This window comes from Bacillus sp. 491mf, assembly GCF_900112415.1.
GTDB lineage: Bacteria > Bacillota > Bacilli > Bacillales > Bacillaceae_G > Bacillus_A.
In genome coordinates this window covers 115,392-142,209 of record NZ_FOLV01000001.1, presented here as the reverse complement: position 1 = coordinate 142,209, position 26,818 = coordinate 115,392, and the positions used below count along the sequence as shown (strand labels likewise).

The following is a 26,818-nucleotide window of genomic DNA, read 5'->3' as shown; positions in this document are numbered from 1 at the left end:
TCTTTTTTATTCTTCTGGATTTAATTGACGAAGCTCTTGTTTAATTTCTGTTTTCGCTTTAGTTTTTTCGTCAATTTCCTTAATAACGCGTGCTGGTGTTCCTGCAACAACTGTGTATGGTGGTACGTCTTCTGTTACAACTGCACCCGCTGCAACAACTGCACCTTTACCTACTGTAACACCTTCTAGAACTACTACGTTTGCACCAATTACAACATCATCTTCAACGATAACTGGTTTTGCAGATGGCGGCTCGATAACGCCTGCAAGGACAGCTCCTGCTCCAACGTGACAGTTCTTACCTACTGTTGCACGTCCACCAAGCACTGCGTTCATGTCAATCATTGAACCTTCACCAATTACAGCACCAATGTTAATTGTTGCGTTCATCATAATAACTGCATTATCACCAATTTCAACCTGATCACGAATAATAGCACCTGGTTCAATACGTGCTTTAATGCCTTTTAAGTCAAGCATTGGGATTGCAGAGTTACGGCGATCATTTTCTACAACGTAATCTGCAACATGTTTTTTATTTTCTTCAAGGATTGTCTTAATTTCAGACCATTCCCCGAATAATACGCCTGATTTTTTATTTACAAACGCTTGTACTGTTTCAGGGAATGTAATTTCTTTTAAATCCCCTTTTATGTATACCTTTACAGGAGTTTTCTTCTCACTTTTTTGAATAAACGAGATAATCTCGTTTGCATCCATCATTTTCATGCTTGTTGCCTCCTAAATCCATTTATACTGTTACTCTACCAAACGAAAAGACTCCTCGCAAGAAAATAATCTTATTTTCCTGCTTGAATTTCTTCAATAATATCTAAAAACGCCTGTACTTGTTTCAATTGTCTAGCCGATTCACTTGTTAATAACCACGTTTCTCTCGTCAGCTGTACTGGGGTTTTATATGTCTTTTCTCTTACTTCCCTTAAAACAGTAGACGGTAAAAGAGCATAACCAATACCATTTAAAACAAGTTGTTTACACGTTTCAATTTGATCGACAACAATCGTACGTTTAGGGGGATTAGAAAATAAACCATACCACCAATTTTGAATTTGTCCATAATATGTTGAATCACTTTTAAATTGAATGAACGGCCTATTGGTATCTTTTAACATGGAAATATCCTTAATTTCTGTATCGACTAAATACAACTCATCTTCAAATAACTGTTGCTTATAACCTTTATATTCTTGTGTCCCTCGTAAAATCGCTACATGAACATCACCTTCGTAAAAGTGATTTTGCACTTCACTACTCCAGCCTGTAAAGAGAGAAATTTTGACGAATGGATACTTTTGTACAAACATCTTTAAAACTGGTGGCAACCAATATTGCCCAATGACAGAAGCAACAGCAATCTTTAAAGTTCCATATGTTTCCGTTTGGAAAGTTGCTAGTTCACTCTTAATCGCTTCCTCTCTTTCCAACATATCTTTAGCATAATTCGCTACTTTTTCGCCTTCTGGTGTAATCGTTAATCCTTTTTGAGAGCGAATAAAAAATTTCATCCCCCATTGTTTTTCCATCGATTGAAGCCTTTGACTAAGCGCTGGTTGTGATACAAATAAGCGCTCCGAGGCCTTTCGCATATTTAACTCTTGCGCTAAGATAACCATCATATGAAAATCATCAATTTGCAATATTTTCCCCTTCTTTCGTTACAACTAAACGATAAAAGCGACTTCTTCTTTCAGTTGAAGTCGCCTTTTCCAACATTATCGATTAAATCGTCTCACTGTTTTATTTAGTAATTTTAAAATCGCACGACGCGTCAAAATCCCTTCAAAACACCCTTCCTCATTTTCAACACATACAAATGGATGATCAATTGTCATCTCTAGTGCCTTTGAAAATGAATCCTGTAACTTAAGGCGTGGAATATCTCCTTTCATCACACTTTCTACTTTCATATCCTCTAATTTTTCAAATTCAATTCGCTCTAGGCCTAATATACCGTCCAAAATCATCGCTGTACTTACTAATCCATGTAATTTGTACATCGGATCTAATACTGGAATTGCTGAATAACCAGATTTCACTAAAACAAGTAAAGCGTGCTCTAGACTATTTCCAATTTGAACATGTGCTACTTTTTCCGATGAAATCATTAAATCCTTTACAATAACTTGCTGAAACTCTTCTTTTGGAATGCTAATCATATTGATATCCCCCACTTTAACTCATTCTAACAAGTAGCAATTGTAAACCAATCGTAAAAAACAATTCGTTCAAGTAATGTTTTACTTTCTCATTTCTATTTTTAGTTTATGACAGCGTTTACATATTATTATCTGTCCTTATTTTCTTATTTTGATCACAGTTCATTTTACCATAGAAACAAAAGAAAAGACCACCTTTCTGGCAGCCTTAATATCCTTCATTCTTCAGACGAGCAAATAAGTTTGTAACTTGTTTATAATGAGATACGTCTGTTTTCTTTCGCCCGTTTTCGATATCAGAAAGTTCAACGGAAAGTATTTCACTCGCATAATTTTGCCGGAACAACACATCTAACAATAAGTTTTGTTCCTCTTTCGTTAAATCAATTTCTCTACTCATTTTCTCCTCCCCTTATTCAACCGTCCTAATTATTTATTATATATAATATTCCTTTTATTTAATAGACTGAAAATTCAGCACGGAAAATCATTTCGTGTACCGATTTGCATAGCTAAACGCCGCATATGCATCAGGCTTAATTTTAGGTGTTAATCCCATTGCTGTAATTTTATTTGTCATATCCGCAATAAACTCTCTCGTTAAACCATATTTTCCAATATCCAAATGAATCTCCATAACAAATTCAGCACCTTCTTCACGGTATGGATAAAGAATATCCCAAAGTTGTTGTATGCGATCAGGGGTAAATAAATAAGCAATCTCTTGACTAAATTGTGTTTCCAAATAAATTTTTTCCCGTAAACTTGGGGGCTTTCGCTTTATCATTTGGTGGTATAAACACCCCCAAGCTCCTTTTCCAACGCGATGCAAATGAATAGCTGTAATAAAACGTGTATTATTATGATGTACTTGTGAATCTGTTCCAATTGATAATCGATACATGTTGCGCGGTGCACTTTGAATAAAATGACAAATTCTTAAAAATACAGTTTCGAAACTCATGTGTCGCTCTGATAAGTTGTAAAATTGATATTCTCCGCCCATACAGTCACGTCCCTTCTCATAGACAGACTTTCGTATTATCATTGTATGGGACAAAGTAATAAAATATGACTTACTTATCCTTTGCTCGTTTCGATATTCCGTATTAAATATGTACAAAACGGACATTTGAAAATAACATTTTGATTAGACTGCGCTGTTAACACATGTGTAATCTCTGACTGTTTATGACATTTTGGACATACAACAATAGGCATTTTTTCCACTTTTCTCACCTCTTTATGTCACTGTTTATGAGCAGGACTCTATCTTAAGGTTACCTGTCCATAAGAGTGCAATTAATGAATACTACACTCTATAGAATGCGTTATCAGTTTAGGGTCAGAGAGTGAATCTTATTCATCACAAAAAAAAGAAGGTGCCTTCATTTTTTTGAGGCACCTTCTTTTTATGTATCAAGAAAGAATATCGTAAATTTCGATTGCAACCATATCAATATTATCGAATTGATATACTTGTGGTTTTTCTCCTTGTTGATACACTTCTAGCTCGTACATATCGCTTTTATCAAAATATTTTACGCTACACTTGCGTTCACCGTTCACTTCAAAATAGCGTTGTGCTACTTCGCCGCTTTCAGCTTGTTCTTTTAGGCTAACAAGACGAGTTAAAATTCCTTGGAGCAGAGACATGAAATCTCCCCTTTCTCTAATGTTCCTACGAATAGGTTTTACAGCAATACTCATTCTATCCGTCATAACTGAAAAAATGTCCCACACCCTAGGATAATGCTTATGAGCAAGAAACTCAACTAAAATTTGTCGAAAAAACATACAAAAAGCCGAAATACACACTTCTACTACTTTTTTTACACATTTAACAAAAAAAATTATATATATTCACATTAAAAAACGACAAAAAACATTCTTTTTATCTAGCCATGTATAGAAGCAATCAGGCCACATGCGATGCAAAAACAAAGAGACATAGCAAGTAAGGGCACCCTTTTTCTACTTAGCAGCAATCCTTATGTCGAAAAATCAAGATAAATCCACATATCATCAATATTATGAATAGAGATAAATAAGGGTTATTTAATTCATATTCAATAAAAAAGTCGCCATGTTAATACAAATTTTGCTTTATTGAAGTTTTTTTTATACGAGAATATAATAAAAATGAGCTGAAGAGGAGGAAGTACATGAAGAAAGTAGATATATACACACAACCTAATTGCCCACCATGCCAAATTATTAAAGAATTTTTAAAACATAATCATGTTGCTTTTACAGAATATGATGTCAAAAAAGATACTGCTGCTCGCAATCGTCTTCTTTATGATTATGATTCCTATTCAACGCCAACTGTCGTTGTAGACGGGAAAGTTGTAGCAGGATTTCAAATTGAAGAATTACAACAACTTTTAGGATTAGAACAATAAAAAAAGTGACAGTATGTACGTCACTTTTTCCTATCCACAAATGGTGAAATTTATCCTCAACACTTTAAAGACACAAAAATGGAGACGATACGATGAAACTCTTGTCATTTTAGGATGGTCCCTCAATGACAAGAGTTTCTCTTTACTCTTTTTCGTATTTTTTAATTTCAGATAATAGCTGCTTATTTTCATGATAACCCGCCAATTTCCATTTATCACCATTTTTTTGCAGTGTTATAATTTGATACTCATCCGTTTTTATATTACGTTCATACACATATAACAAATTATGCTCCTCATTGTATACAATTTTTGTATTTGACGAAAAAGTAAATGGTGCTTCTTTAGCCGGTAATAAATATTGAGCACTCCGTTTCACATCCTGATTATTTTCATCCGTAAAAACTTGAAGGAAGTTATCCGTGAAATAAGGAGATAATGTATCATACATTTTATCCATTGATAGTCGCTTACCACGAATAGCAAACTGCGCTTCATATCCCTTTTGAATCGTTACAAATATTTCATTTTGATCAATTTTTGTTTCTTCTTTTCCAAGAACCGTTGTCACACCTTGTCCAATTACAAATGCAACGAAAAGAAATAGCACAATCCAAATCCCGTATTTCCTCATTTTCGCACCCTCCCTGTAAAAAGAGCTTATCCTTCTACTATTCATTGTAGCAATGATTATGCATAAAAAAAGTAACTATCGTTCGTAAAATGTTTACAACGATAGACATCATTCTTATCATAGTTGTCACTATTACCAATTTATGATAAAAACAAACAAAAAAATGCACGAAATATTTCGTGCATTACAATAAAACATCTTCTTCATATAAAAATTCATAAGATAAATCAATAAATAAATAATGCTCATCATCAATAGGAAATGAAAAAGTCCGAACCAATTCACTAGTTTCAAGATCTCCATATAAATCAGACAATCTTCCCTTTTGCTCAACGCGTAGCTTCATAATGTTTTCTAAAAAGTACGGACGCCAGCTCCAATTTTTCATATAATACTCTGGCATTAACACCCATTCCCCGTCTTTCTTCATTACATTGCCTGATTTTTGAAATCCGTCTTCATTACAAATAAAAATACGAAAGCTACAATGTGTTACTTGTTGACTAAAATTCATTAGCCATTTATTAAAATCTTCTATTTTTCTCTGTTTTGCTAATACATTCCCAACATATTCTCGAAGCGTTTCTGTCAATTCATAAACCTTTTGTAATTTTCGTTTTTCACGCTGAATAAATTGATGACACTCATTGCCAAGGCGCTCTTTCAAAATGTCTTTATCAATAAAATTAGGCAAAAATTCTTTCAAATAATCCCCTTGGTAATATCTCCCTCCATTTTTCCACGCATATTGCAACTGATAGAATGCATCAATATCTTCATACAATAATGTTGCTCCAATGCGTCTCGCCAAGAGTGATAACGAATACAAAATATCCTGGTACGATTGTAACAACGCCGTTTGACGTAAGTTTGTTAAATCTACTTTTAGAATATCGGGAGTTAATATACTAATTCGTTCGAGATTACTTGTGCCTGTTCCTACTTTATTAATCGCAACTTGAATACCATATGTACGGTAATACATAAGCAAATGGTTAAACTGTTCAATATCTTCTTTAAAATCATGTTCTGTTGTTTCTAATACAATACGATTTAAACATAGTCCTTTTTTCTCATACGTTAATAATAACTCCAATAAACTTTCACTTTCATCGCTCATTAATACATGGGCATTACGATGCACAAATAATAAAAATGATTGATCTGTTTCCAAATACCGATCCAATGCTTTTCCTAAAATGACATTATCTACCTCAAGTTGAAATTCATGTGGAATCGAATCATCATGAAAAAATGTAGCAAGACTGTGAATCCCTTCTTCTGTTTGAATACGTCCTACTACTTCATATCCAATTACAGTATGTTCATCCGCACTAAAAATAGCTTGATAATAAGGAAGGACTTTATCCAAATTACTCATCACATCTAATGCATCTACCATAGCGCTCCCCCCCTTTACTTTTCAAGATTATAACATGTTATGTAGAAAAAATAATAAAAAAAATCCCTTCAGTTTCCTGAAGGGATTAGAGGGGTAAAATGCTAAGGGGAATTAGCAATTCTACTATGAAGAAAAAAGAGATATTAAATATACCTTATAAACAGTTTTCTTGTAAAGCCCCTCTTTCCATATGTCACAATTCTGTCACAATTAACCCCTCACTTAAAACGGATATTGATGCAAATGTTGACCACCATCCATTGTAATACAAGCTCCATTTATGTACGCTGCTTCTTCAGAGCATAAATAAAAAGCAAGGCCAGCAATTTCTTCAGGTGTACCAAGTCTGCCAAGTGGTACGCTATGTAATGTACGCTTCGCTGCTTCTTCAGATATCCATAACTTATCAGCTCCCCCTGTACGTTCAATTGGCCCTGGAGCAATTGCATTTACACGAATTCCATATTTACGTCCCCACTCAACAGCAAGCGTTCTCGTCATCGCTAATACACCCGCTTTTGCTGCTGCAGAATGAATAACACCTGGACCTGCATCCCATGCATAAGTTGCAACCATATTAATAATTGTTCCTTTTATCCCTTTTTCAATCCAGTATTTACCGATAGATTGACTGCAATAAAATGTCCCATTTAACACGATGTTAATAACCGAATTCCAACCATTTGGCGATAAGTCTTCAGCATGACAAAGAAAATTTCCCGCAGCATTATTTACAAGTACATCGATGCGTCCAAATTCTTTATCGATTTTTTCAATCATTCCTTTTATATCCTCAATATTACGTACATCCATTTGTACAGGTAATACTTGTCCTTCAAATTGTTCAATTTCTTTCTTAGCCTCTTCTAACTTTTCTAGTGTACGTCCTGTAATTACAACTCGCGCTCCTTCTTTTGCAAAACGAGTTGCCATTCCTTTTCCCATTCCACTTGAACCACCTGTAATTACAACTACTTTTTCTTTCATAATTTCCCCTCCCTAAAATGAATACATATTCATTTTATCACTTTATACAACAGAATTCTTTATAAATTTAAATTTTTCTGATATCTTTTAATAAAATACACTATTAATTTACGAAAGGAGAGAAGATACGCAGCGACTTATTCTAACGATCATATCTTTCTACTATTATCATTTTCTATCATCTCGCTCATATGAATATGAATCAAATAACAAGAAGAAACTTTATAAAAAAAGGCATTCGTACACTATTATATACGTGTATAACGACTGGTACAGGTTACTATTATGCAAAGTTTATAGAACCATCCCTTCTCTCTTTTACGAATCACACACTTCACTCTCCACTTATCCCACATGGATTTAACGGCATTAAAATTGTTCAATTTAGCGATTTACATTTAGGGTATTATTACTCACTGCAGCAGCTTTCTAAAGTAGTTGCAAAAATAAATGAAAAAAAACCCGACATCGTATTCTTTACTGGGGACTTAATCGATGATTATCAAACATATGAAGGTACTCCATTTGTATCGTCAATTCTACAAACGATTCATGCCCCGCTCGGTAAATTTGCTATTTTCGGTAATCACGATCATGGTGGTTACGGAACAGAATACTATAGTCACATCATGAAGCAATCCGGATTTGAAGTATTACAAAATGCTGAAAAACGCATTCGTCTACTAGATGGAAGTGAAATTTCTATTTTCGGTATTGATGATATTATGCTCGGAAACCCTGATATACATGGTATCTTAAAACAAGCGCAAGATCATCTTTATACGATTGTTCTCGTACATGAACCAGATGTTGCATCGCATATTGCAAATTTCCCTATTAATTTACAACTTTCTGGACACAGTCACGGTGGACAAGTGCAACTCCCTTTCTTTGGTGCCATTATTACTCCTACACTGGCAAAGCACTATATTGAAGGTTTTTATCATATTAAGAAAAAGTATGAATTGTTATTGTATGTAAATCGAGGCATTGGAACAACACGTATACCATTTCGATTTTTAGCAAAGCCGGAAATTACACTCTTCACTTTACAATCGACATAATATAAGAATGTTTTTCGCCTATTTTCTGCATCATTCTCTCTTGTACTCGCTCTTTCACGCTTTTTCCCCATATGATAACAATGAGTTCATTGAAGGAGGTTTTAACATGTATCCACAATATCAGCCATTTCCATTCCGTTCAGTTCCAGTTGGTCCAATCGGAAATTCACGATTCATACCGTTTTTTGGATTTCCTTTTTTAGCCGGTCTTGCAGGCGGGTTACTCGGCGGGGCACTGGCATTTGGGCCTAGACCATACTATCCACCTCCATTTTACCCTTGCTACGGCCCTCCTTGTCCAACACCATTCTATTATTAATGTAAGTAGAAACTACTATGTAAAAAAGGCCTCAAATCGAGGCCTTTTTCTCTATGTATCTCTTATTCCATTACGTACAAATATATCCATTTTCATTTTTCGGCATCTTTGTCTAGCTCCTGCGGCTATGCAGAACCCAACATGACCGCTACTTGCTTTCTTCCTTTGTTTTAAGCCTCGCATGTGGTAGGAAAAGGTCCTGACCGCTTCTATGCATGGCCTCCCCCTAAAAGGAAAAGGCGTTTTTATATCGTTTTCTTTTATATTTATAGAGAATTCTCATTTTACTTTATTCCTCTTCGGTGTGTACATATGCCATTTGAAAGAGTTGCACTTGACTTTCAATATTTTCGATAAGGTCCCTTACCACATAATGATATTCACCGCGTTCATTTTGTTCACGAGATTTTACATTATCATCTAAAATAAGTTGTAAAACATCTTTAATTCGTGTTTTCATATCAAGTCCTAAAATAGGAAATGAAATTTCTACACGTTTTTCCATATTACGCGTCATCCAATCGGCTGAAGATAAAAATATTTTTTCCTCGCCATTATGGTGAAAATAATAAATACGACTATGCTCTAAATAACGCCCTACTAAACTAATAACACGAATATTATCACTTACACCTAAGATTTGAGGACGTAAACAGCAAATCCCTCTCACAATGAGATCCACTTTTACACCAGCTTGCGATGCTTCGTATAATTTTTGAATGAGCGGCTTATCTGTTAACGAATTCATTTTCGCTATAATATAGCCATTTCCGTATTGTTTATGATAGCGGATCTCTTCATCAATGAGTTCACTAAATTGCTGACGAATATCAAACGGGGCAACGGATAATTGATGAAAGTGTGGTTTCATCGTATATCCACTTAAATAGTTAAAAAAGTTTGTTGCATCAATTCCGAAATCTTTGCGTGATGTAATATATCCAAAGTCAGTATATAGTTTCGCTGTTGCATCATTATAGTTCCCTGTTCCTAAATGAACAAATCGCTCAATTTTCCCGTGCTTCCGCCTTACAACAAGCGTAATTTTACTATGTGTCTTTAAATGGCTAACACCATAAATCACATGACAACCTGCTTTTTCTAATTCTTTTGCCCATTGGACATTATTTTCTTCATCAAAACGTGCCTTTAATTCCACAAGTACTGTCACTTGCTTCCCATTTTCTGCAGCTGTTTTTAATGCTTGAATAACAGGGGAATCCCCACTTACACGATATAGTGTTTGTTTAATTGCTAATACATCTGGATCTTCAGCTGCCTCTGCTACAAAGTCAATGACAGGATGAAATGACTCAAACGGATGATGCAATAGAATATCTTGTTCTAACACTTTTTCAAATATATCTTCTGCATCATCTAAATCTTGAGGTGGCTGCGGAATAAATGCAGGATAGCTGAGATGTTCATATGTAGATGCTAATTTTTTATAGAGCACAAATAAACATGTTAAATCAAGCGGGCCCCCAATCATATATACATCCTCATCTTTCACTTCTAACACTTCGTATAATAGAGACAATACTCGTTCATCTAAATTATCCATTCCAACTTCTAAACGAACCGCCGCTCCCCATTTTCGTTTTTTTAATTCTTTCTCAATGACTTTCAATAAATCGCGTGCGCCTTCCTCATGAATTGTTAAATCTGCATTACGTGTAATTCGAAAACGCGTAACAGAGGATACTGTGTATCCAGTAAATAATTTATGAGTAAAGTTACTAATCACGTCTTCTAAAAAAATAAATTTTTGCTTCTTATCTTCATTTGGTAAAAAAATAAAACGTTCTAATAATGATGGTACTTGAACAATGCCAAGCTTTGTCCGGTTTTCTTCTACTGTTTGTCTTTCGTCATATAATATAGCAGCTAAATTTAGGCTTTTATTTAATAACATAGGAAACGGTCGATACGCATCAATTGCTACAGGTGTTAACACAGGGAAAATTTGCTCATCAAAATATTCTTCAATAAATTCTCGTTGTTCTTTCGTTAAATCATGAAACGACAATTGTTCGATTCCTTCTTCCTGCAGTGCAGGAAGAAGAACATTTTGATAAGTATCATACTGCACTTGCATTAATTCATGTGCCTTATACGAAATTTTTTCTAATTGTTTTTTTGGCGTTAGTCCCGCTTTATTTTCCGGTTGATTAAATCCAGCTTTCACCTGATCTTTTAATCCTGCAACACGCACCATGAAAAATTCATCTAAATTTGAGCTGAAGATACTAATAAACTTTAATCTCTCTAGTAATGGATTACTGTCATCTTGTGCTTCTTGTAATACTCGTTCATTAAAGGCAAGCCAGCTTAATTCACGATTGTTATAATAGGCTGTATCATTCAAGTTTATAAGACTATTTTTCATCACTTCCATATCCCCTTTACACTTCCCCCTAAAGCTTTCTCAATATAATTTAGTTATATTTATTTTAACAAATTTTTACTGGAATAAATGTAAATTTTTTGTAAAGAAGTTCGTACAACTTAACATTCCTCTTTAAAATAAAGATCAATGTTCACCTTTAAGATTTTCTCTATCTGCTTTTTCTGCTTTTCTGCTTGTACTTCTTCAGATAACGCTGATTGCTTACAGTAAATATAAAAATCAAGCCCACCTTCTCTTTTTACAATACGAACAGATTCAATAAGATTACGATTAGACACATTTAATGCTGCTGAAAATTGCAAAACCGATCCTAATAATCGTATTTGTCTTTGTTCGTCTTTTTCAAACCAACCGGCAAATGGTTCGATGCATTGTTTAAAGAGCAATTTCGATTTATAAGAAGCAATTAATGCTAATTTAATCCGTTCTTTATGCATCATGCCATCTATCGTTTTATTTGCTAATAAATAAAATGTATGCTGTCTGCTTGACTCTTCATCAATATATCTTCCAATATTAAATACTTTCGCCGCTCTATGCAACGCAGTCCAATCCTCATTCTCGAAAGAAACAACCTCATTTTTTTCTAATTCTTTACAAATCATCGTCGCATTTTTTATAAGCTGTATTACAAAGCTCATATCCATCTCGTATTCATGAGAAAGTAAGTGTAAGCTTTCTTCCACTACATTTGGATAATAAGTAATGCCAAGTGAACTAACTAATTCTTCATAAAAAACACCTTCGCGTAGTCCTTTTCTACTTAATACAAAGGACGAGGCTTCTATAATAGTTGTTAACATCTTAAATACTTCTACTGCCGGAATAATAGTATCTGCTCGGTCTTTAGCAAGCCCCTCTAACTTTTGCAATTCTGCAAAAGAAAGCCTTAATAAATGTTCGTGTACATATTCAATATCCGTTGTCTTCATCTTATATAAATGCAATCCAGAAATTGGATAAGAAATGAGGTTTTGGTGAATATTCACCATATTACGTGCACTACCTCCAATAGCAATTAGCGGTAATTTCTTATCTTTAAGCCATGGAATAAATTGGAACTGATACCATAAATACCTTCTTAACTCTTCTAGTTCTTCTGAAGTTGGCGTTTCATTACGAAAAAATTGTTGTTTTAACGAGAGCGCGCCGAACGGAAAACTATGATAGTTTACAATTTCTCGATTTTGAAAATACGTAACTTCTGTACTTCCTCCTCCAATGTCAACAGTAATTCCTTCTGTGAAAGATGTAGAATTCGTAACAGCTATATATCCATACTGTGCTTCTTCATATTCCGATAATATTCGAAGCTTAAAATCAGTGCTCTCTTCAACAAGAGATTTAATCTCCATTTGGTTTTTAGCCTGTCGAATTGTTGCTGTTGCAACGCACAACACTTTATGTAACTGATGAAACCGCGTGCTTTCTTGAAATTGTAACAAAGTGTATAACAATTTACGAATCCCTTCTTCACTTAAAGAACCATCTATTAAATAATTCCGTAGGCGCGCAACTACCTTTGTATTTTCAATTTCTTTGTAAAAGCCACCACCTTGTTTTTCATAAATAACTAATCTCATTGTGTTCGATCCGATATCAATAATTCCATATTGTTTTTTCAACGCTCTCGTCATCCTTTTCTTCGTTTCATTATCTCGTTTTTAACATTTCAAAACTCATCCACCATTGCATAAAAGCATCTAAATGAATTAATAAAGTGAAACTTGAATCAGCTCTCACCAATCGGGCTTTGATGGGCAGTATATCTCCCGTCTAACTTCTTAAGAAAAGCGGAAGCGGCTCGTCCAGAATCGCAGGACGCCCGCGAATAACGGGATAAAAGCCCCATCTCAGTTTTATCTCTCAATAATAATAGTATTGACTTACTTTTAAGAAAGATATAACTATATAAATGCATACTACTATGCATAGTTAGATGCTCTTGCCTATCGAAAAAGAAAGAGGGGTTTTTATGTTGTCTTTTCAATTTGTATTTATATATTATACAAAATAGTTGTTTTTTGTCACAACATTGCTTCAATATTGAAAATACTTATTTTAGCTTTTTACATAGAAAAATTGCTAACTTTTATTGAATTATGATAATGTAGACAAGAAAGGAGTGCTAAGGTGAAATCTTCCCAATCTCAGTCTAATTCTTATAATCAATTTTCAGTTCATCAACTTGCAGAAGCAATTTTCACTGTCAACCGACATGCAAAATCTGCTACAAATCCGAAATATTTATATTGGCTAAAAAAGACAGCTTTAGAACGATTAATTACAGAAAAACAAGCTACGAAAGAAGGTTTACATTTTTCCAAAAACCCACGCTTTAGCCAGCAACAATCTGACGTTCTTGTCCGGGCAGGTAATTATTACTTCCATATCCCTCCAACGAAAGACGATTTTCGTAACCTTCCACATCTCGGCAATCTTGATTGTGCCTATCGAAACCCAAAAACACATCTACCCTTAACCTCTGCTAAAAAAATGCTTCAGCAGTATATTGGGAAAGAGGCATTTCAACAAGAAAAAAAGTTAAGCGAACCAACTCCTTGGTATCGTCGTACTTATACACAAAAATAAAAAAGTTTTGGCCGAAACGGCCAAAACTTTTTTATTTTTTATCTTCTTTTATTTTAATGTTTGCTTGCTTGTAGAAAGATAGTTTTTCTTCATTATACTGCTTCGTATATTCATTAAATTTATTTTTTGGAGCATCAATCTCTTGATAAGATTGATTTACACCTTTTACTTTTTCGCTAATCGCTTTTAATTTTTCATCTTTCGATTGCAACATCGTATATAATTCTTTTTCTAGTTTTAATGACTTTTTATAGCTATCATACATCTTTTTGAAAGTATCATAACGGCCTTTATATGCAGCTTGTACTTTCTTTGCTTGTTCTTGTAACTTTTTATCCTCAAGTTCTTTTACATATTTATCAACATCTTTTGTTTCTGTTTGCGCTTTATCTAACGTTTCTTTTTCTTTATCTAACACTTTTTCACGATCAGCAACGCTTTTTACAGCTTGATCTAACTTCTCTTTTACCACTTGATTGTTATCTTTTCCGTCTTTTACAATCTGACTATACAATTCTTGCCCTTGCTTTTCTAATGTTTCTAATGTTTTCGCATCTTCAAAGATTGTTTTTTCTTTTTTTGCTGCATTCTCAAATGCCACGTACAACTCTTCTTCCGGTTTAGGTCCGAAGCAACCTGCAAGTAAACTCATTGATATAGCTGCTACTATTGCTACTTTTTTATATTTCAACTTCAATTCCTCCTATTTTATATGCGATTATCATGCCAAAAATTTAATGAGAAATGATTTGCTTCATCATATACTTCAAAGTCATACCCTTTTTTACGAAGATCATCAATGATTGTTTGCAAAGCTTCCACTGTTTGCTTCTTTTCATGCATTAAAACAACTTCTCGTTCTTTATTAACATGAGAAACAACATTTTGAATGACCCCATTAGGATTTCCTGGTAATTTCCAATCTAAAGAATCAACAGTCCAATCCCATTCTTTCATATCAACAGATGTCATTTGATCTCGCAATTCTTGAGTAAGACCCGGCATACTTCCATATGGACAACGAACAAGGTTCGGATGAATACCTGTTACCTCTTTCATAATATCCTGAGCACGTTTCATTTCCTCAACAAATTTACCTTCTTTATACAGTTTGTTATAATTATGCGTCATGCTATGAACACCTGGATAATGTCCCTCTTTTACTAGACGCTTAACACTATCCTTATGAGCCGGAATATTTCCACCAATCATAAAGAATGTACCCTTTATCTTATTCTTCTTTAAAATATCTAAAATTTCCTTTTGAAATTCGCTTGGACCGTCATCAAATGTTAAGTATACTATTTTACGCATTTGTCCGTTATATTTGTCTGGCACTTCTTTTCTCAGTTCTACTTTTGGTTGTTCACTGGCGAACTGAATAGTATTTTCTTGATTCGCAACTGCTTTTGCAGGAGAAGTGATGGATTGAAACATAAAAAATCCTGCTGCTACAATACATATTACGATAATAGCAATACCCAATTGCTTAATTATTGTAGAGCGACGGTTCGTAACGTCTACCATTCTATCATTTCCTTTCTATTTTTCTATACATCTGTACTTTTTTCATTTTACACAGCATAAAAGAATCGACGTAATAATAAATTCCGAGTATGACCCAATTATCTTCAAAAGGAAAAGTGTAGAGGTTTTTCCAACTCTACACTTTTAATGAGAAATCATTGTGCAAAATGTACTGATACGCCTATCGTTTATTATATGATGATTAACTACATTTTTAAAGGGGGTTGTTACAAAATATACAATTCCTTGTAACAAAACTGCAAAAAATGTTTCTGAATAATAAAGAAGGATATGCCCCATAGATTCCACTGTTCAATCATGATTACATCCGCTTAATCATATCGTGTTTTACGTCCTACAAATGTTGCGAATCTCCCTTTTCTTTTCTCATGACTTGAAACAATCGTATCTAATTCCCAGTTTCCAAAGGTTTCTCGTTTTTTCAATTTGTATTTATACATAAATTTATTTTCAGTCGGTTTCATTATTCCTTTTTATCAGCAGAACTTCCTTTGTTTGCAATGGTCCATACACTTGGTGATTATGTTGAAATGTGTACGTAGCCCGAAGAGGCAAAGAAGGTAATGTACTGTTTTGCTCAACTTTTACGTGCCATACTAAACATGCCTTTTCTTTCGGTAATAAGTTATCAATGCGCCAACGAACAAGTTGAAATAGAAATTCATTTTCCCCATTATCGGATGTTAAAGTATTGGGGACATACGATAACTGATCTCTAATCATATGACTAACACATATGTGAGAAACAGACTCTTCTCCTTGATTATCCACTTCAATTTGAAGTGCAATTATATCTTGGATTCCATAATAAATACTGCGTGAAAACGAAGATTGCTGTTTCACATTGCACACTGTAAGCGCTACTTCTATACGAGGAATGTATTGCTTATAAGCTAAATCTTTGTCAATACTCCCTGACCATAAAGCAGGTTGTATACTCAACGTAAACTTATTTCGGTTTTCTAACTCCTCGCAATATCTCACCATACAAATTCACCCCATTCTCATATTGAATGTATAACAGTCTCACATCTTTCATAAATCGCTCTCAACAAAAATTTATCCTTTTTACCTTATATAATATTCAATAAACAAAAGAAAAAATCATTCTAAAAAAGCTGCACATCATGTACAGCTTTTTCTTGTATTTCTTTATTCTCTACCAACTGAAAATAAAAACTCTCCTATTGATGAAAATATGTAATTTTCAACTAAATGATTCATACAGACGGCAAAATAATTTTACTGAATGAAATCATTTGTGATTTAGTCAAATTTAACTATAATATAATTTATCCCGTTCTAACCAACAGAAGGGATGAGAAAACACTAATGAAAGTTTCACTTTCTTATTGGTATATAAAGGAGGATTATACTTGGAGGAACAATTAACTCAAAAGCAAGCGAGCAATACAAAGTTTGTTGTAACTGGATTGTTACTTGGAATACTATTAGCATCAATGGATAATACAATTGTTGCTACTGCAATGGCTACCATTGTAGGTGATTTAGGCGGATTTGATAAGTTTGTATGGGTTACTTCTGCCTATATGGTAGCTACTATGGCTGGGATGCCTATCTTCGGAAAGCTATCAGATATGTATGGACGTAAACGCTTTTACATAGGAGGATTGCTTCTATTTTTAGCTGGTTCAATGCTTTGCGGCACTGCCAACAGCATTGAACAATTAAGTATATATCGCGCAATTCAAGGTATTGGCGGAGGCGCTCTAATGCCAATCGCTTTTACAATTATGTATGACATTTTCCCAGCAGAAAAACGCGGTAAAATGACAGGACTATTTGGAGCTGTTTTTGGAACGTCAAGCGTATTTGGCCCACTTCTAGGTGCGTATATTACCGACTATATTAGTTGGCACTGGGTATTTTATATTAATATCCCACTCGGAATTATCTCGCTGTTTTTCATTACAAAGTACTATAAAGAATCTTTACAATATAGTAAACAAAAAATTGATTGGGCAGGTGCCATTACTTTAATTATCGGGATCGTTTCTCTCATGTTTGCTTTGGAACTTGGTGGTAAAAAGTACGATTGGGATTCAAGTGTAATTATTAGCTTATTTGCTACATTTACTGTTATGCTTATTATCTTTTTCTTTATTGAACGAAAAGTGGAAGAACCGATTATTTCTTTCCATTTATTCCGAAAACGATTATTTGCAGCGAGTCAAGGCGTTGCCTTCTTCTATGGTGCAACGTTTATTATTTGCACAGTTTATATTCCGATTTACGTACAAGGTGTTCTTGGTGGATCTGCAGCAAATGCTGGATTAATTTTAACACCAATGATGGTAGGATCTGTTATTGGAAGTCAAATAGGCGGACAATTATCAACGCGTACAAGTTATCGTAACATTATGACTATCTCTGGTATTTTCTTTATTCTTGGTATGTATTTGTTAAGTACATTAACTATAGATACCTCACGCGCGATGGTAACAGTCTTTATGATTTTAGCTGGACTTGGCGTTGGGTTTTCCTTCTCTGTCTTAAGTATGGCTTCTATTCATAATTTAAGTATGAGAGAGCGCGGCTCTGCAACATCAACAAACTCTTTCTTCCGTTCACTTGGCATGACACTTGGTGTAACGATTTTTGGTACCATCCAAAATCATGCATTTACAGATAAACTAAAATCTATTTTCCCGCCGGAACTAGCAAAAATGGCTCCAAAAGGTGGCGATACAAGTTTCTTATTATCTCCAAATGCTACTGAAAAAATACCACCAGAAATTTTACATGGCATTAAAGAGGTGCTAGCAAACTCTATCGCTGACACATTTTTATGGACACTTATTCCTGCATCGCTTAGCATTATATGCATCTTATTAATGGGAAAAGACCGATTAGTTGTACCAGCAAACAAGAAACAAAAACAAGTGAGTTAACATTCTCCGGACACAGCTTTATATTTTGGAAAATATTATTAATCATGCTTCTGCTCGACTTCGATCGTTAAAACAACTATATAAAGAGGCAAGAATAGAAAAACTTTCAAAATTCAATACAGAATTAAACTAATATATAAACAGTCACCGAAAGTGACTGTTTTTTCTATTCATAAAAATGGATTTTCTAAAGCGCTTTTTTCCATTTTTCTTTTTTGTAACCCCTCTCCTTTTTCATTACAATACAAATATATAAAGGAGGCGAAATCTTATGAAAGGTCATTTAATTAAGCAATACGGATTCTCCGTATACTACCATTCTAATTTACAAAAACAAATCTTATACATACTAATGCTTCGCAGTGAAATCGCTTTTCAGTCCCATTCATTACACCCAAAAGAACAACTGGAACTACTCTCCTATGACCGTTTACTCTTTCATCACGCTCGCGATATATATAAACGAATACAATATTCCTACTCTGTTTTTTCACATACATATCCCCCCTCACATTGGTGGTGGCATTTAGAAAATTTTTTGTTTTAATAAAATGAATTATCTTATTTTTTAAAATAGTAGACATTTTCAAAAATATAAGATAAAATCTGTTTCAATATCATATACGCTAGTTACATTCCTTTCCAAAAGGAGATAGGTACACGAAAAAATATTTTCGTGTTTAATAGGGAAGTTTGGTGAAAAACCAACGCGGTCCCGCCACTGTAAGTGCAAAGATTTCTTTCTATATACCACTGTGAAAACGGGAAGGTGATTGAAATCGCTGATGCATGAGCCAGGAGACCTGCCTATTTTAACGGCACTGATAGACTCACGGATGATGAGGAGGTGTTTTTAACGAAAGAGAAGTATTTTCTGCTTCTATGACTACTTTTCGTTAAAGGCATTTCCGAGTAAACGGAAATGCTTACTTTTATTTAGGGAGGAATTTTCAATGACACTTTTAACAAGTAACTTAGGATATCCAAGAATTGGATTACAGCGCGAATGGAAAAAAACGTTAGAATCTTTTTGGGCAAACAAAGTGGATGAAGGGCAATTTGTAAAACAAATGAAAGAGATTCGCCTTCAACATCTAAAAGTACAACAAGAAAAAGGAATCGATCTCATTCCAATCGGTGATTTTTCATACTATGACCACGTCCTTGATACAGCATATATGCTCGGGTTTATCCCTTCTCGGTTTTCAAAGTATACATCAGAACTTGACGTATACTTTGGCATCGCACGCGGTTCAAAAGATCACGTTGCTTCTGAAATGACGAAATGGTTTAATACAAATTATCATTATATCGTTCCAGAATATGAGGAAGATTTACATATTTCTCTTAAAGAAAATCGTCCACTTCGTTTATATGAAGAAGCAAAACAAGAACTAGGCATTGACGGTAAGCCTGTCATTTTAGGACCTTATACATTTTTAAGCTTAGCCAAAGGTTATAAAAAGGAACAATTCGCAATCATTTTACAAAAATTAACAGAACCGTACATTCAATTGTTACAAGAATTGCAAGATGCTGGTGTACGCTGGGTTCAAATTGATGAACCAATCCTTACTTCTCTATCAAAACACGAAATTAGTATCGCAAAAAAATTATATGAAACAATCTGTAAAGCTGTTCCAAATCTATCTATTATGCTTCAAACGTACTTTGATAGCATAGAAGAAAACTATGAAGAAGTCATTTCATTCCCAGTTACTGGGATCGGACTTGATTTTGTACACGGTAAAGAAGGCAATTTGCGTGCCTTACTACAACATGGATTCCCATCCGATAAAGTATTAGGGTTTGGTTGTATCGATGGCCGTAATATATGGAGAGCGAACCTTGACAAAACTCTCTCTCTTTTCCATACATTGCAAGAAGCCGTACAACCGAAAGGTTGGATTTTACAACCGTCCTGTAGTTTACTTCATACTCCTATTGACAAGACAAATGAAGCGCACCTTGTAGACGAATTATACGATGTGCTTGCTTTTGCAAATCAAAAATTAGAAGAAGTTACTATTTTACAAAAAGCTCTCGTACATGGGACAGAAAGTATTTCTCATGAATTACAAGCATCTGGACGTGCGCATGACGCAATTCGCACTTCAGCAGCTCGTAATCGTAAGGATGTACAATCTATACTTTCAACATTACAAGAAGAAGACTTTTCTCGTCCTCTTTCATTTGAAAAACGCTTTACCTTACAGCAAAAAGCTCTGAATCTACCATTACTTCCAACAACAACAATCGGTAGCTTCCCGCAAACACATGAAGTTCGTCAAACTAGAAAACAATGGCGCAGCGGTGATATTTCAAATGAGCAATACGAAAGATTTATTGAAGCAGAAACAAAAAAATGGATTCAATATCAAGAAGAAATCGGGCTTGATGTCCTCGTTCACGGTGAATTTGAACGAACAGATATGGTGGAATATTTCGGTGAAAAACTTGCTGGTTTCTCCTTTACGAAAAACGGTTGGGTCCAATCGTACGGTTCTCGCTGCGTGAAACCTCCTGTTATTTATGGTGACGTTGCGTTTATCAATGGTATGACAGTAAAAGAAACAGCATTTGCGCAAAGTTGTACGAATAAAGTTGTGAAAGGCATGTTAACTGGCCCTGTCACAATTTTAAATTGGTCTTTCGTTCGAAATGATATTTCTAGAAAAGAAGTGGCATATCAAATTGCTCTAGCACTTCGTAATGAAATTAAATTACTTGAATCATCCGGTATTCATATCATTCAAGTTGATGAGCCTGCACTACGTGAAGGAATGCCGTTAAAAGAAAAAGATTGGGAAACATATTTAACGTGGGCTGTAAAAGCATTCCGCCTTTCTACTTCTTCAGTGGAAAATGAAACACAAATCCACACGCATATGTGCTACAGTAATTTTGAAGATATCGTTGAATCAATCCGTCAACTTGATGCAGATGTTATTTCCATTGAAACATCAAGAAGCCACGGGGAGTTTATTGATACATTAAAAGAACATCCATATGAAAAGGGAATTGGCCTTGGTGTATATGACATTCATAGTCCACGTGTACCAAGTATCGATGAAATGTATGTAATTGTAGAGCAATCATTACAGGTGTGTAATCCAAAATACTTCTGGATTAATCCAGATTGTGGCTTAAAAACAAGAAAAACAGAAGAAGTTATTCCTGCACTAGAACATATGGTAAAAGCAGCTATAAAAGCACGGCAACTTTTACAAACAAGCGCGCGATAATGAGGATATCCTTCTCTCATTCGGAAGCTTACCACCTGTGAATAACTGGATAAAATAGAAAACTACTGTCCAAAGGGCAGTAGTTTTCTATTTTATCCATATAAGTTGCTGAACGCAGAACAAAATATGTCCTATACTTGCATTCTGCCTTTGTTTTGAACCTCGAATGTGATCGGAAAATGCACGGTCAGACGCTCTCGTCCTCTCCTAAAAAGAAAGGGATTTTGATGTCAGTTCTTCAATTTATATTTATATTAGTTCTCTTCAAAGAACAATTCATACTTTACTTTGTACAAGTTATCTGCTGAAAGTTCTTCGAGCGGAACTGCTTGCATAGTTACTATGTAATTCCCTGAAGGAACTAAGAAAGGAAGTTTACTTGTTAATACACTACTTATATACACCCGTTCTTGTAACACTGTAAACGGAGCTGACACGATTCGCACTGCTTCTTTGTTTTCTACAAACTTTTGAGTATACACCATGATTTCACACGTATAATCAGATATTGCTTCAAATATAATCGCGTCTCCGCTCTCAGCATAACCTCTTTCAAAATCTTTATCCGTCCAGTCTACATGCGGAGGTGTCACATCTTGATTCATCACCATTAATTGCGAATAGGAAATTGTTAACTCCACCCTTTTCACTCCTTTAATACAAGATACGATATTATTTCACAATAAATTTCACACGTGTTCCATCTGGATATTGATCTAATTGATTTCCGACCCAAGAACCTGCACCTCGGTTATCTGAAGGGCTAATATATTCAATGTGTGCTCCTTTTCCACCTTCTTTACACATCGCCATTGGCCATTCATCACGATCATAGCCCTTCTTTGATGGATATGGAGCTAGTGATTGCTTTCTTCTATCCGCAGCACCCTTTCGATCAATCGTACAAATTTGAGAATGACCTTCTTGCATTGCATTTGCGATATGTTTTCCTGTTTCAGGATACTGTTTTTTCGGGAACTCAAGAACTTGGTCGTATGCTATGTCTTTCTTATCCCCTTGTTCTGGTGCCATCAAAAATTCGTATACACCAATTAATAACAAAAGGACTGCAGCAATTGTAATTAAAATACTTTTAACTTGTTTCATCTAAACTAAATCCTCCATTTTCTTGCCGCTAATATGGAACGATTCTCCTCCTCTTTCTGTCATTATAACAAATTTCATATTCTTATGTTTTCAGACATTATTCTATATTCCCATCTTCTTTTTCATCAAAATCATGCTGTTTCGTGCAGCATTTCACTAATCATGTAGAAAACTTTAAACCTTCCGACATTTTTTTTCAAAGGAAGTACAAAACAAGAAATGGAATTGATATACATGATACTTTTTAGGGAGGAAATGTCATGAATGGAACTTATAAAACGAAAGATGTCACAAATAAAACGGGAATCCCCAAAAATGTAGTTCGTAAATATAGCCAACTTTTAGAAGAACATGGCTATTTTATTGATAAAACAGCACAATCTCGCACGTATAAACTGGATGATGTACGGATATTAAAATTAATTCACGAACGAGCTGCTTCATTGAAAGAAGATATTATGGAAACAATTGCATTCATACTAAAAGAAGAAGAGGCTCCAGCAGCATCTCCTACTATTGTAGAGGAAAATAAAAACCTGCAACTGAATGAACAAAGCAAAAAATTTGAAGAATTCATGCACAAATTAGATATGCTCGCACAATTAAATGAAGCCATTATTCATCAAAATTCCACCCTTATTACACAAAATCGGTTAAAAGATGAAAAGCTAAATGAATTAATGCAACAAGTATATGTAAAAGAGGTAAAACAGGAAGAAATGCTACAAAATCTTGTGGATCATGCCGCAGACAATGATGCGCTGCAAAAAGAAAAAATGGATCTACTCATGAATCATATGTATAAACGAGAATCCAAACAAGAAGAAAAAATGAACAAACTTATGAATCAAGTTTATAATAAAGAAAGTAATCGTGATGCCCAACTCATGCAAGTAATTCGAGAAATACAAGAAACAAAACGGTTAATTGCCGCTTCGCAAGAACAAAGTTTCTTAAAATCGTTTAAAAGTTTATTTGTTCGTTTTAAATCTGAAAAAACAGGAGAAATCAATAAATAAAAGTTACCATTTTTTGGTAACTTTCATTTTTTATGTATTATGTTTTGCATTGCATCTGGTAATGTAATGATCGCTTCCGTACCTTTTCCTATTTCACTTTTATATTCAAGTGTACCACTATGAGCTTGCAAAATACTAAATGTAACCATTAACCCAAGCCCTGTTCCTTTCTCTTTCAATGAATAATATGGTTGTCCAAGTCTTGCAAGTTGCTCTTTCGTCATACCAACACCGCTATCTTTAACACGAATAACGATAGATTCATCTTTTTGCCATGCAGTTACCTTTAAGTATCCTTTATTTTCTTGAATTGCTTCAATTCCATTCTTCACGACATTCATAATCGCTTGTTTTAATTTTGTTTTATCACCTATCGTATATAAATTTTCTGCAATTTCGACTTGTAAATATACGCCTCTCATCGCAGCAAATGAAGACATTAACGTAGCCATTTCAATAAGTTGCGCTGATAAACAAATATGTTCTTTCTTATCAATTTGTGGCCTCGCTAAATTTAGATAGTCTGAAATAATTTGTTCTGCCCGGTCTAATTCAGCTAAAACAAGATGCATGTATTCTTTATTTCTCACATCTTCTGTGCTTTCTAGTAATTGAATAAACCCGCGTACAACTGTAAGTGGATTACGAACTTCATGAGCTACGCTCGCTGCTAACTCACTAACAATATTTAATTTCTCAGACTTTTGCATTTCTGTTCGTAACATTGCATTTTCATATAAATATTCTGTTAAGTAAACTTGGAAGGTCATTGTCATAATCATAATGAATGAAGCAAATATGTATTCACTATATAAATAAGATATCATTGGTGTAAGTCCCTTCCCAAACAGCAATCCAAACACTTCAAATCCTAAAGAAATAAGAGTATAAAAAGATGCCAACATAAAAGATAAAACGATTTTTTTCTGTCTCGAAAATGTACTCCACTTTTTAGACAATAAAAAAGGAATAACAGAGATAAAAATAACTTCTAGTGCACGGAGCCAACTTAAACCATTGAGAAATCCATCGTATAAAATAGCGATTAGAGCTGGAATAATACCAACTATGCCACCATACAAAAATGCGCTAATAATAGAAATTTGATGAAAATCATAATTACAAGTTTCCCAAACACAAATCGGATATGTCATCGATAGGATAAGCGTAATTGTTGATAATAATACAATAAAATAGCGATTAGGCTTTTGATGCATACTTTGATAGCGATTTAAACGAATTGCTTCATACAAAAATAGCGGCAAAATGATGATAGCTACTTGAATCATTAAATCACGGATAAGTCCCATCTCCTCATCCCCTATATTCATTTTGATATGATTATATCATTTTATTGACAATTTTGTTTTATTTTTTCGATTATTCTAAACATTTACGTAAATAAATTGTGAAGATTACTTCACAACTGTTACAACTTTTCGAAATGATTGTAAACCATGTATCAAATTATCCTAATGCCATATACAATAAGTACAGGATAAGAAATCGATTGGAGGAAGATAAAATGACTGGAACTGCACTCGTTTTAAACGAAGAAAACCTTGTTGTATTAGAAAATATTGAAAAGTCAGTGTACGAAGAATTACAAGGACGAACAGGTACAAAAGATTGTACCTGCTGTGTAAACAACTCGGTAGTGCATTTGGGGAAAGTTTCTTCTGTTCTTTGGAGTGAAGACGAAATCGATTGGGAATACGGTTATTAAACAAAAGGTCGCTTTAGCGGCCTTTTTTGTTTGTAGCTTTTCAAAGCGATTGTATGATAAATATGATAAAATAAAATATATTTTACAACGGAAGAAAGGGAGACAAAATGGAACAATTTATTAACCCTCGTGTAAAGGACATTCAAATATCTGGAATTCGTCAATTTTCTAACATGATTCAAAATTATGACGATCTTATTTCACTCACAATCGGACAACCTGACTTTCCAACGCCTTCTTTAGTGAAGGAGGCCGCTAAACGGGCCATTGTAGAAAATTTTACAAGTTATACACATAATGCAGGCTTATTACCACTTCGTCAAGCCGCATGTGATTTTTTAAAAGAACGCTATGATTTAATATATTCTCCTGAGAATGAAGCAATTGTCACTATTGGAGCAAGTGAGGCAATCGATATTGCCTTTCGGACAATTTTGGAAGAAGGAACAGAAGTAATTTTACCAGCTCCTGTCTATCCTGGATATGAACCTATCATTCGCCTGTGCGGTGCAAAGCCTGTTTTTGTAGATGTTCGTAATACTGGCTTTCGTTTAACTGCAAAAGCAATTGAAGAAGCAATTACAGACAAAACACGTTGCATCGTATTACCATATCCATCAAATCCAACTGGCGTAACATTATCCAAAGAAGAACTCGAAGAAATTGTAGCAGTATTAAAGAATAAAGATATATTTGTTCTTTCCGATGAAATTTACAGTGAACTTGTATATGAGCATGAACATATTTCTATTGCAAATTTCCCAGAGATGCGCAATAAAACAATTGTCATTAACGGTTTATCAAAATCTCATTCTATGACAGGATGGCGTATCGGTTTTTTATTTGCACCAAGCTTTTTGGCAAGTCAAATCTTAAAAGTTCATCAATATAATGTTACATGTGCAACTTCAATTGCACAATATGCGGCAATTGAAGCATTAACAGCAGCTAAAGACGCTCCCCGTATGATGCGTCATCAATACCAAAAGCGCCTTGATTATGTATACAACCGTCTTGTACAAATGGGATTAACTGTAGAAAAACCAACAGGAGCATTTTATCTCTTCCCTTATATCGGTGATTTCTCTTCTTCTTCTTTTGATTTTGCAATGGAACTTGTGAAAGAAGCTAAACTCGCTGTTGTTCCAGGCTCCGCATTTTCTGAATATGGTGAAGGGTACATTCGTATTTCATATGCTTATAGCATGGAAATGCTGAAAGCAGGCTGTGACCGTTTAGAAACATTTATACAACAAAAAAACTAAGAGAAA

29 protein-coding genes and 1 riboswitch are annotated in these 26,818 nt (G+C 34.4%); of the genes, 10 read left to right on the top strand and 19 right to left on the bottom strand.

The genetic code is table 11. From position 1 onward, the window contains the following. Positions 1–6: 6 nt before the first annotated feature. From dapD to BM211_RS00755, 7 genes are all read right to left on the bottom strand, one after another. Entirely contained in the window at positions 7–729 is a 723-nt protein-coding gene (gene dapD / locus BM211_RS00785; RefSeq protein ID WP_035429240.1) for a 2,3,4,5-tetrahydropyridine-2,6-dicarboxylate N-acetyltransferase, read from the bottom strand. A gap of 71 nt (positions 730–800) precedes the next feature. Then, positions 801–1,637, bottom strand: coding sequence for a LysR family transcriptional regulator (locus BM211_RS00780; protein WP_090994990.1), 837 nt, complete (start codon positions 1,635–1,637; stop codon positions 801–803). Between the two features lie 96 nt (positions 1,638–1,733). Continuing rightward, positions 1,734–2,177 carry a cyclic-di-AMP-binding protein CbpB gene (gene cbpB, locus BM211_RS00775; protein WP_035429242.1) on the bottom strand — a complete coding sequence of 148 codons (444 nt, stop codon included), beginning with the start codon at positions 2,175–2,177 and terminating at the stop codon, positions 1,734–1,736. A gap of 208 nt (positions 2,178–2,385) precedes the next feature. After that, complete coding sequence (gene abbA / locus BM211_RS00770; protein ID WP_035429243.1) at positions 2,386–2,577, bottom strand: antirepressor AbbA; 192 nt, start codon at positions 2,575–2,577, stop codon at positions 2,386–2,388. 87 nt (positions 2,578–2,664) lie between these two features. Next, entirely contained in the window at positions 2,665–3,183 is a 519-nt protein-coding gene (locus tag BM211_RS00765; protein ID WP_035429244.1) for a ribonuclease H-like YkuK family protein, read from the bottom strand. Between the two features lie 74 nt (positions 3,184–3,257). Continuing rightward, positions 3,258–3,407 (bottom strand): hypothetical protein, encoded by a 150-nt coding sequence (locus BM211_RS00760; RefSeq protein WP_090994623.1) that lies wholly within the window; start codon positions 3,405–3,407, stop codon positions 3,258–3,260. A gap of 189 nt (positions 3,408–3,596) precedes the next feature. Continuing rightward, positions 3,597–3,833, bottom strand: coding sequence for a YkuJ family protein (locus BM211_RS00755; protein WP_020059327.1), 237 nt, complete (start codon positions 3,831–3,833; stop codon positions 3,597–3,599). A gap of 509 nt (positions 3,834–4,342) precedes the next feature. On the opposite strand from BM211_RS00755, the gene BM211_RS00750 reads away from it, so the two are divergent. Then, a complete protein-coding gene (locus BM211_RS00750) occupies positions 4,343–4,582 on the top strand; it encodes a glutaredoxin domain-containing protein (protein WP_035429245.1) in 240 nt (79 codons plus the stop codon). A gap of 142 nt (positions 4,583–4,724) precedes the next feature. Here the strand turns inward: BM211_RS00750 and BM211_RS00745 are convergent, their stop codons facing one another. From BM211_RS00745 to fadH, 3 genes are all read right to left on the bottom strand, one after another. After that, positions 4,725–5,216: a DUF3993 domain-containing protein gene (locus BM211_RS00745; RefSeq protein WP_035429246.1), complete on the bottom strand. Its 492-nt coding sequence runs from the start codon at positions 5,214–5,216 to the stop codon at positions 4,725–4,727. A 184-nt stretch (positions 5,217–5,400) separates the two neighbouring features. Then, positions 5,401–6,618, bottom strand: coding sequence for an EAL domain-containing protein (locus tag BM211_RS00740; protein WP_035429248.1), 1,218 nt, complete (start codon positions 6,616–6,618; stop codon positions 5,401–5,403). 222 nt (positions 6,619–6,840) lie between these two features. After that, the gene (fadH, locus tag BM211_RS00735) at positions 6,841–7,605 is read right to left on the bottom strand and encodes a 2,4-dienoyl-CoA reductase (protein ID WP_035429250.1); all 765 of its coding nucleotides are present in this window, start codon (positions 7,603–7,605) and stop codon (positions 6,841–6,843) included. Between the two features lie 197 nt (positions 7,606–7,802). Between fadH and BM211_RS00730 the strand changes: the two genes are divergently transcribed. Next, positions 7,803–8,669, top strand: coding sequence for a metallophosphoesterase (locus BM211_RS00730; protein ID WP_035429251.1), 867 nt, complete (start codon positions 7,803–7,805; stop codon positions 8,667–8,669). 106 nt (positions 8,670–8,775) lie between these two features. After that, the gene (locus tag BM211_RS00725; RefSeq protein ID WP_035429253.1) at positions 8,776–8,988 is read left to right on the top strand and encodes a hypothetical protein; all 213 of its coding nucleotides are present in this window, start codon (positions 8,776–8,778) and stop codon (positions 8,986–8,988) included. Between the two features lie 289 nt (positions 8,989–9,277). Here the strand turns inward: BM211_RS00725 and BM211_RS00720 are convergent, their stop codons facing one another. Both BM211_RS00720 and BM211_RS00715 read right to left on the bottom strand, forming a co-directional pair. Beyond that, positions 9,278–11,386, bottom strand: coding sequence for an RNA degradosome polyphosphate kinase (locus BM211_RS00720; RefSeq protein ID WP_035429255.1), 2,109 nt, complete (start codon positions 11,384–11,386; stop codon positions 9,278–9,280). A gap of 110 nt (positions 11,387–11,496) precedes the next feature. Further along, complete coding sequence (locus BM211_RS00715; RefSeq protein WP_035429256.1) at positions 11,497–13,035, bottom strand: Ppx/GppA family phosphatase; 1,539 nt, start codon at positions 13,033–13,035, stop codon at positions 11,497–11,499. 496 nt (positions 13,036–13,531) lie between these two features. Between BM211_RS00715 and BM211_RS00710 the strand changes: the two genes are divergently transcribed. After that, positions 13,532–13,990: a YkyB family protein gene (locus tag BM211_RS00710; RefSeq protein WP_035429257.1), complete on the top strand. Its 459-nt coding sequence runs from the start codon at positions 13,532–13,534 to the stop codon at positions 13,988–13,990. Positions 13,991–14,021: 31 nt separating this feature from the next. Here the strand turns inward: BM211_RS00710 and BM211_RS00705 are convergent, their stop codons facing one another. The 4 genes from BM211_RS00705 to BM211_RS00695 form a co-directional block, all read right to left on the bottom strand. After that, a complete protein-coding gene (locus BM211_RS00705; protein WP_051957201.1) occupies positions 14,022–14,642 on the bottom strand; it encodes a YkyA family protein in 621 nt (206 codons plus the stop codon). 56 nt (positions 14,643–14,698) lie between these two features. Further along, entirely contained in the window at positions 14,699–15,517 is an 819-nt protein-coding gene (locus tag BM211_RS00700; RefSeq protein WP_177206864.1) for a peptidoglycan-N-acetylglucosamine deacetylase, read from the bottom strand. A gap of 332 nt (positions 15,518–15,849) precedes the next feature. Beyond that, complete coding sequence (locus BM211_RS26640) at positions 15,850–16,002, bottom strand: hypothetical protein (protein ID WP_218160775.1); 153 nt, start codon at positions 16,000–16,002, stop codon at positions 15,850–15,852. After that, entirely contained in the window at positions 15,989–16,525 is a 537-nt protein-coding gene (locus BM211_RS00695; protein ID WP_090994621.1) for a hypothetical protein, read from the bottom strand. The genes BM211_RS26640 and BM211_RS00695 overlap by 14 nt, the downstream gene beginning before the upstream one ends. Positions 16,526–16,914: 389 nt before the next feature. On the opposite strand from BM211_RS00695, the gene BM211_RS00690 reads away from it, so the two are divergent. The 3 genes from BM211_RS00690 to metE all read left to right on the top strand — a co-directional run bounded on the left by BM211_RS00690 (position 16,915) and on the right by metE (position 21,695). Next, entirely contained in the window at positions 16,915–18,450 is a 1,536-nt protein-coding gene (locus tag BM211_RS00690) for an MDR family MFS transporter (RefSeq protein ID WP_035429259.1), read from the top strand. Positions 18,451–18,721: 271 nt separating this feature from the next. Continuing rightward, entirely contained in the window at positions 18,722–18,997 is a 276-nt protein-coding gene (locus BM211_RS25735; protein ID WP_141771578.1) for a hypothetical protein, read from the top strand. Between the two features lie 90 nt (positions 18,998–19,087). Further along, positions 19,088–19,276, top strand: a riboswitch (cobalamin riboswitch). Between the two features lie 127 nt (positions 19,277–19,403). After that, positions 19,404–21,695, top strand: a complete 2,292-nt coding sequence (gene metE, locus BM211_RS00685; RefSeq protein ID WP_090994619.1) for a 5-methyltetrahydropteroyltriglutamate--homocysteine S-methyltransferase — start codon at positions 19,404–19,406, stop codon at positions 21,693–21,695. Between the two features lie 254 nt (positions 21,696–21,949). Here the strand turns inward: metE and comJ are convergent, their stop codons facing one another. Together comJ and BM211_RS00675 are read right to left on the bottom strand one after the other, a co-directional pair. Further along, the gene (gene comJ / locus BM211_RS00680) at positions 21,950–22,336 is read right to left on the bottom strand and encodes a competence protein ComJ (protein WP_035429261.1); all 387 of its coding nucleotides are present in this window, start codon (positions 22,334–22,336) and stop codon (positions 21,950–21,952) included. A 31-nt stretch (positions 22,337–22,367) separates the two neighbouring features. Further along, positions 22,368–22,802 carry a NucA/NucB deoxyribonuclease domain-containing protein gene (locus BM211_RS00675; protein ID WP_035429263.1) on the bottom strand — a complete coding sequence of 145 codons (435 nt, stop codon included), beginning with the start codon at positions 22,800–22,802 and terminating at the stop codon, positions 22,368–22,370. A 260-nt stretch (positions 22,803–23,062) separates the two neighbouring features. Here BM211_RS00675 and BM211_RS00670 point away from each other — a divergent pair, with 260 nt between their 5' ends. Beyond that, positions 23,063–23,821, top strand: a complete 759-nt coding sequence (locus BM211_RS00670; protein ID WP_035429264.1) for a DUF3967 domain-containing protein — start codon at positions 23,063–23,065, stop codon at positions 23,819–23,821. Between the two features lie 23 nt (positions 23,822–23,844). Here BM211_RS00670 and BM211_RS00665 read toward each other — a convergent pair whose 3' ends face one another. Continuing rightward, positions 23,845–25,131: an ATP-binding protein gene (locus tag BM211_RS00665; protein WP_035429265.1), complete on the bottom strand. Its 1,287-nt coding sequence runs from the start codon at positions 25,129–25,131 to the stop codon at positions 23,845–23,847. 215 nt (positions 25,132–25,346) lie between these two features. Here BM211_RS00665 and BM211_RS00660 point away from each other — a divergent pair, with 215 nt between their 5' ends. After that, a complete protein-coding gene (locus tag BM211_RS00660; protein ID WP_035429266.1) occupies positions 25,347–25,547 on the top strand; it encodes a hypothetical protein in 201 nt (66 codons plus the stop codon). A 107-nt stretch (positions 25,548–25,654) separates the two neighbouring features. After that, on the top strand, positions 25,655–26,812 hold the full coding sequence (locus tag BM211_RS00655; protein WP_090994617.1) for an aminotransferase A: 1,158 nt from the start codon (positions 25,655–25,657) through the stop codon (positions 26,810–26,812). Positions 26,813–26,818 lie beyond the last annotated feature (6 nt).

Excerpts from the sequence above, each read along its gene's own strand:
- BM211_RS00765 (WP_035429244.1), bottom strand. The coding sequence starts at position 3,183 with ATGGGCGGAGAATATCAATTTTACAACTTATCAGAGCGACACATGAGT.
- BM211_RS25735 (WP_141771578.1), top strand. The coding sequence starts at position 18,722 with ATGAAAGGTCATTTAATTAAGCAATACGGATTCTCCGTATACTACCAT.
- BM211_RS00725 (WP_035429253.1), top strand. The coding sequence starts at position 8,776 with ATGTATCCACAATATCAGCCATTTCCATTCCGTTCAGTTCCAGTTGGT.
- BM211_RS00715 (WP_035429256.1), bottom strand. The coding sequence starts at position 13,035 with ATGACGAGAGCGTTGAAAAAACAATATGGAATTATTGATATCGGATCG.
- BM211_RS00780 (WP_090994990.1), bottom strand. The coding sequence starts at position 1,637 with ATGATGGTTATCTTAGCGCAAGAGTTAAATATGCGAAAGGCCTCGGAG.
- BM211_RS00670 (WP_035429264.1), top strand. The coding sequence starts at position 23,063 with ATGAATGGAACTTATAAAACGAAAGATGTCACAAATAAAACGGGAATC.
- BM211_RS00675 (WP_035429263.1), bottom strand. The coding sequence starts at position 22,802 with ATGAAACAAGTTAAAAGTATTTTAATTACAATTGCTGCAGTCCTTTTG.
- BM211_RS00750 (WP_035429245.1), top strand. The coding sequence starts at position 4,343 with ATGAAGAAAGTAGATATATACACACAACCTAATTGCCCACCATGCCAA.
- fadH (WP_035429250.1), bottom strand. The coding sequence starts at position 7,605 with ATGAAAGAAAAAGTAGTTGTAATTACAGGTGGTTCAAGTGGAATGGGA.
- BM211_RS00745 (WP_035429246.1), bottom strand. The coding sequence starts at position 5,216 with ATGAGGAAATACGGGATTTGGATTGTGCTATTTCTTTTCGTTGCATTT.
- cbpB (WP_035429242.1), bottom strand. The coding sequence starts at position 2,177 with ATGATTAGCATTCCAAAAGAAGAGTTTCAGCAAGTTATTGTAAAGGAT.
- BM211_RS00660 (WP_035429266.1), top strand. The coding sequence starts at position 25,347 with ATGACTGGAACTGCACTCGTTTTAAACGAAGAAAACCTTGTTGTATTA.
- BM211_RS00665 (WP_035429265.1), bottom strand. The coding sequence starts at position 25,131 with ATGGGACTTATCCGTGATTTAATGATTCAAGTAGCTATCATCATTTTG.
- abbA (WP_035429243.1), bottom strand. The coding sequence starts at position 2,577 with ATGAGTAGAGAAATTGATTTAACGAAAGAGGAACAAAACTTATTGTTA.
- BM211_RS00705 (WP_051957201.1), bottom strand. The coding sequence starts at position 14,642 with ATGAGTTTACTTGCAGGTTGCTTCGGACCTAAACCGGAAGAAGAGTTG.
- BM211_RS00655 (WP_090994617.1), top strand. The coding sequence starts at position 25,655 with ATGGAACAATTTATTAACCCTCGTGTAAAGGACATTCAAATATCTGGA.
- BM211_RS00720 (WP_035429255.1), bottom strand. The coding sequence starts at position 11,386 with ATGGAAGTGATGAAAAATAGTCTTATAAACTTGAATGATACAGCCTAT.
- BM211_RS26640 (WP_218160775.1), bottom strand. The coding sequence starts at position 16,002 with ATGAAACCGACTGAAAATAAATTTATGTATAAATACAAATTGAAAAAA.
- BM211_RS00700 (WP_177206864.1), bottom strand. The coding sequence starts at position 15,517 with ATGGTAGACGTTACGAACCGTCGCTCTACAATAATTAAGCAATTGGGT.
- BM211_RS00695 (WP_090994621.1), bottom strand. The coding sequence starts at position 16,525 with ATGGTGAGATATTGCGAGGAGTTAGAAAACCGAAATAAGTTTACGTTG.
- metE (WP_090994619.1), top strand. The coding sequence starts at position 19,404 with ATGACACTTTTAACAAGTAACTTAGGATATCCAAGAATTGGATTACAG.
- dapD (WP_035429240.1), bottom strand. The coding sequence starts at position 729 with ATGAAAATGATGGATGCAAACGAGATTATCTCGTTTATTCAAAAAAGT.
- BM211_RS00730 (WP_035429251.1), top strand. The coding sequence starts at position 7,803 with ATGAATCAAATAACAAGAAGAAACTTTATAAAAAAAGGCATTCGTACA.
- BM211_RS00740 (WP_035429248.1), bottom strand. The coding sequence starts at position 6,618 with ATGGTAGATGCATTAGATGTGATGAGTAATTTGGATAAAGTCCTTCCT.
- BM211_RS00755 (WP_020059327.1), bottom strand. The coding sequence starts at position 3,833 with ATGTCTCTGCTCCAAGGAATTTTAACTCGTCTTGTTAGCCTAAAAGAA.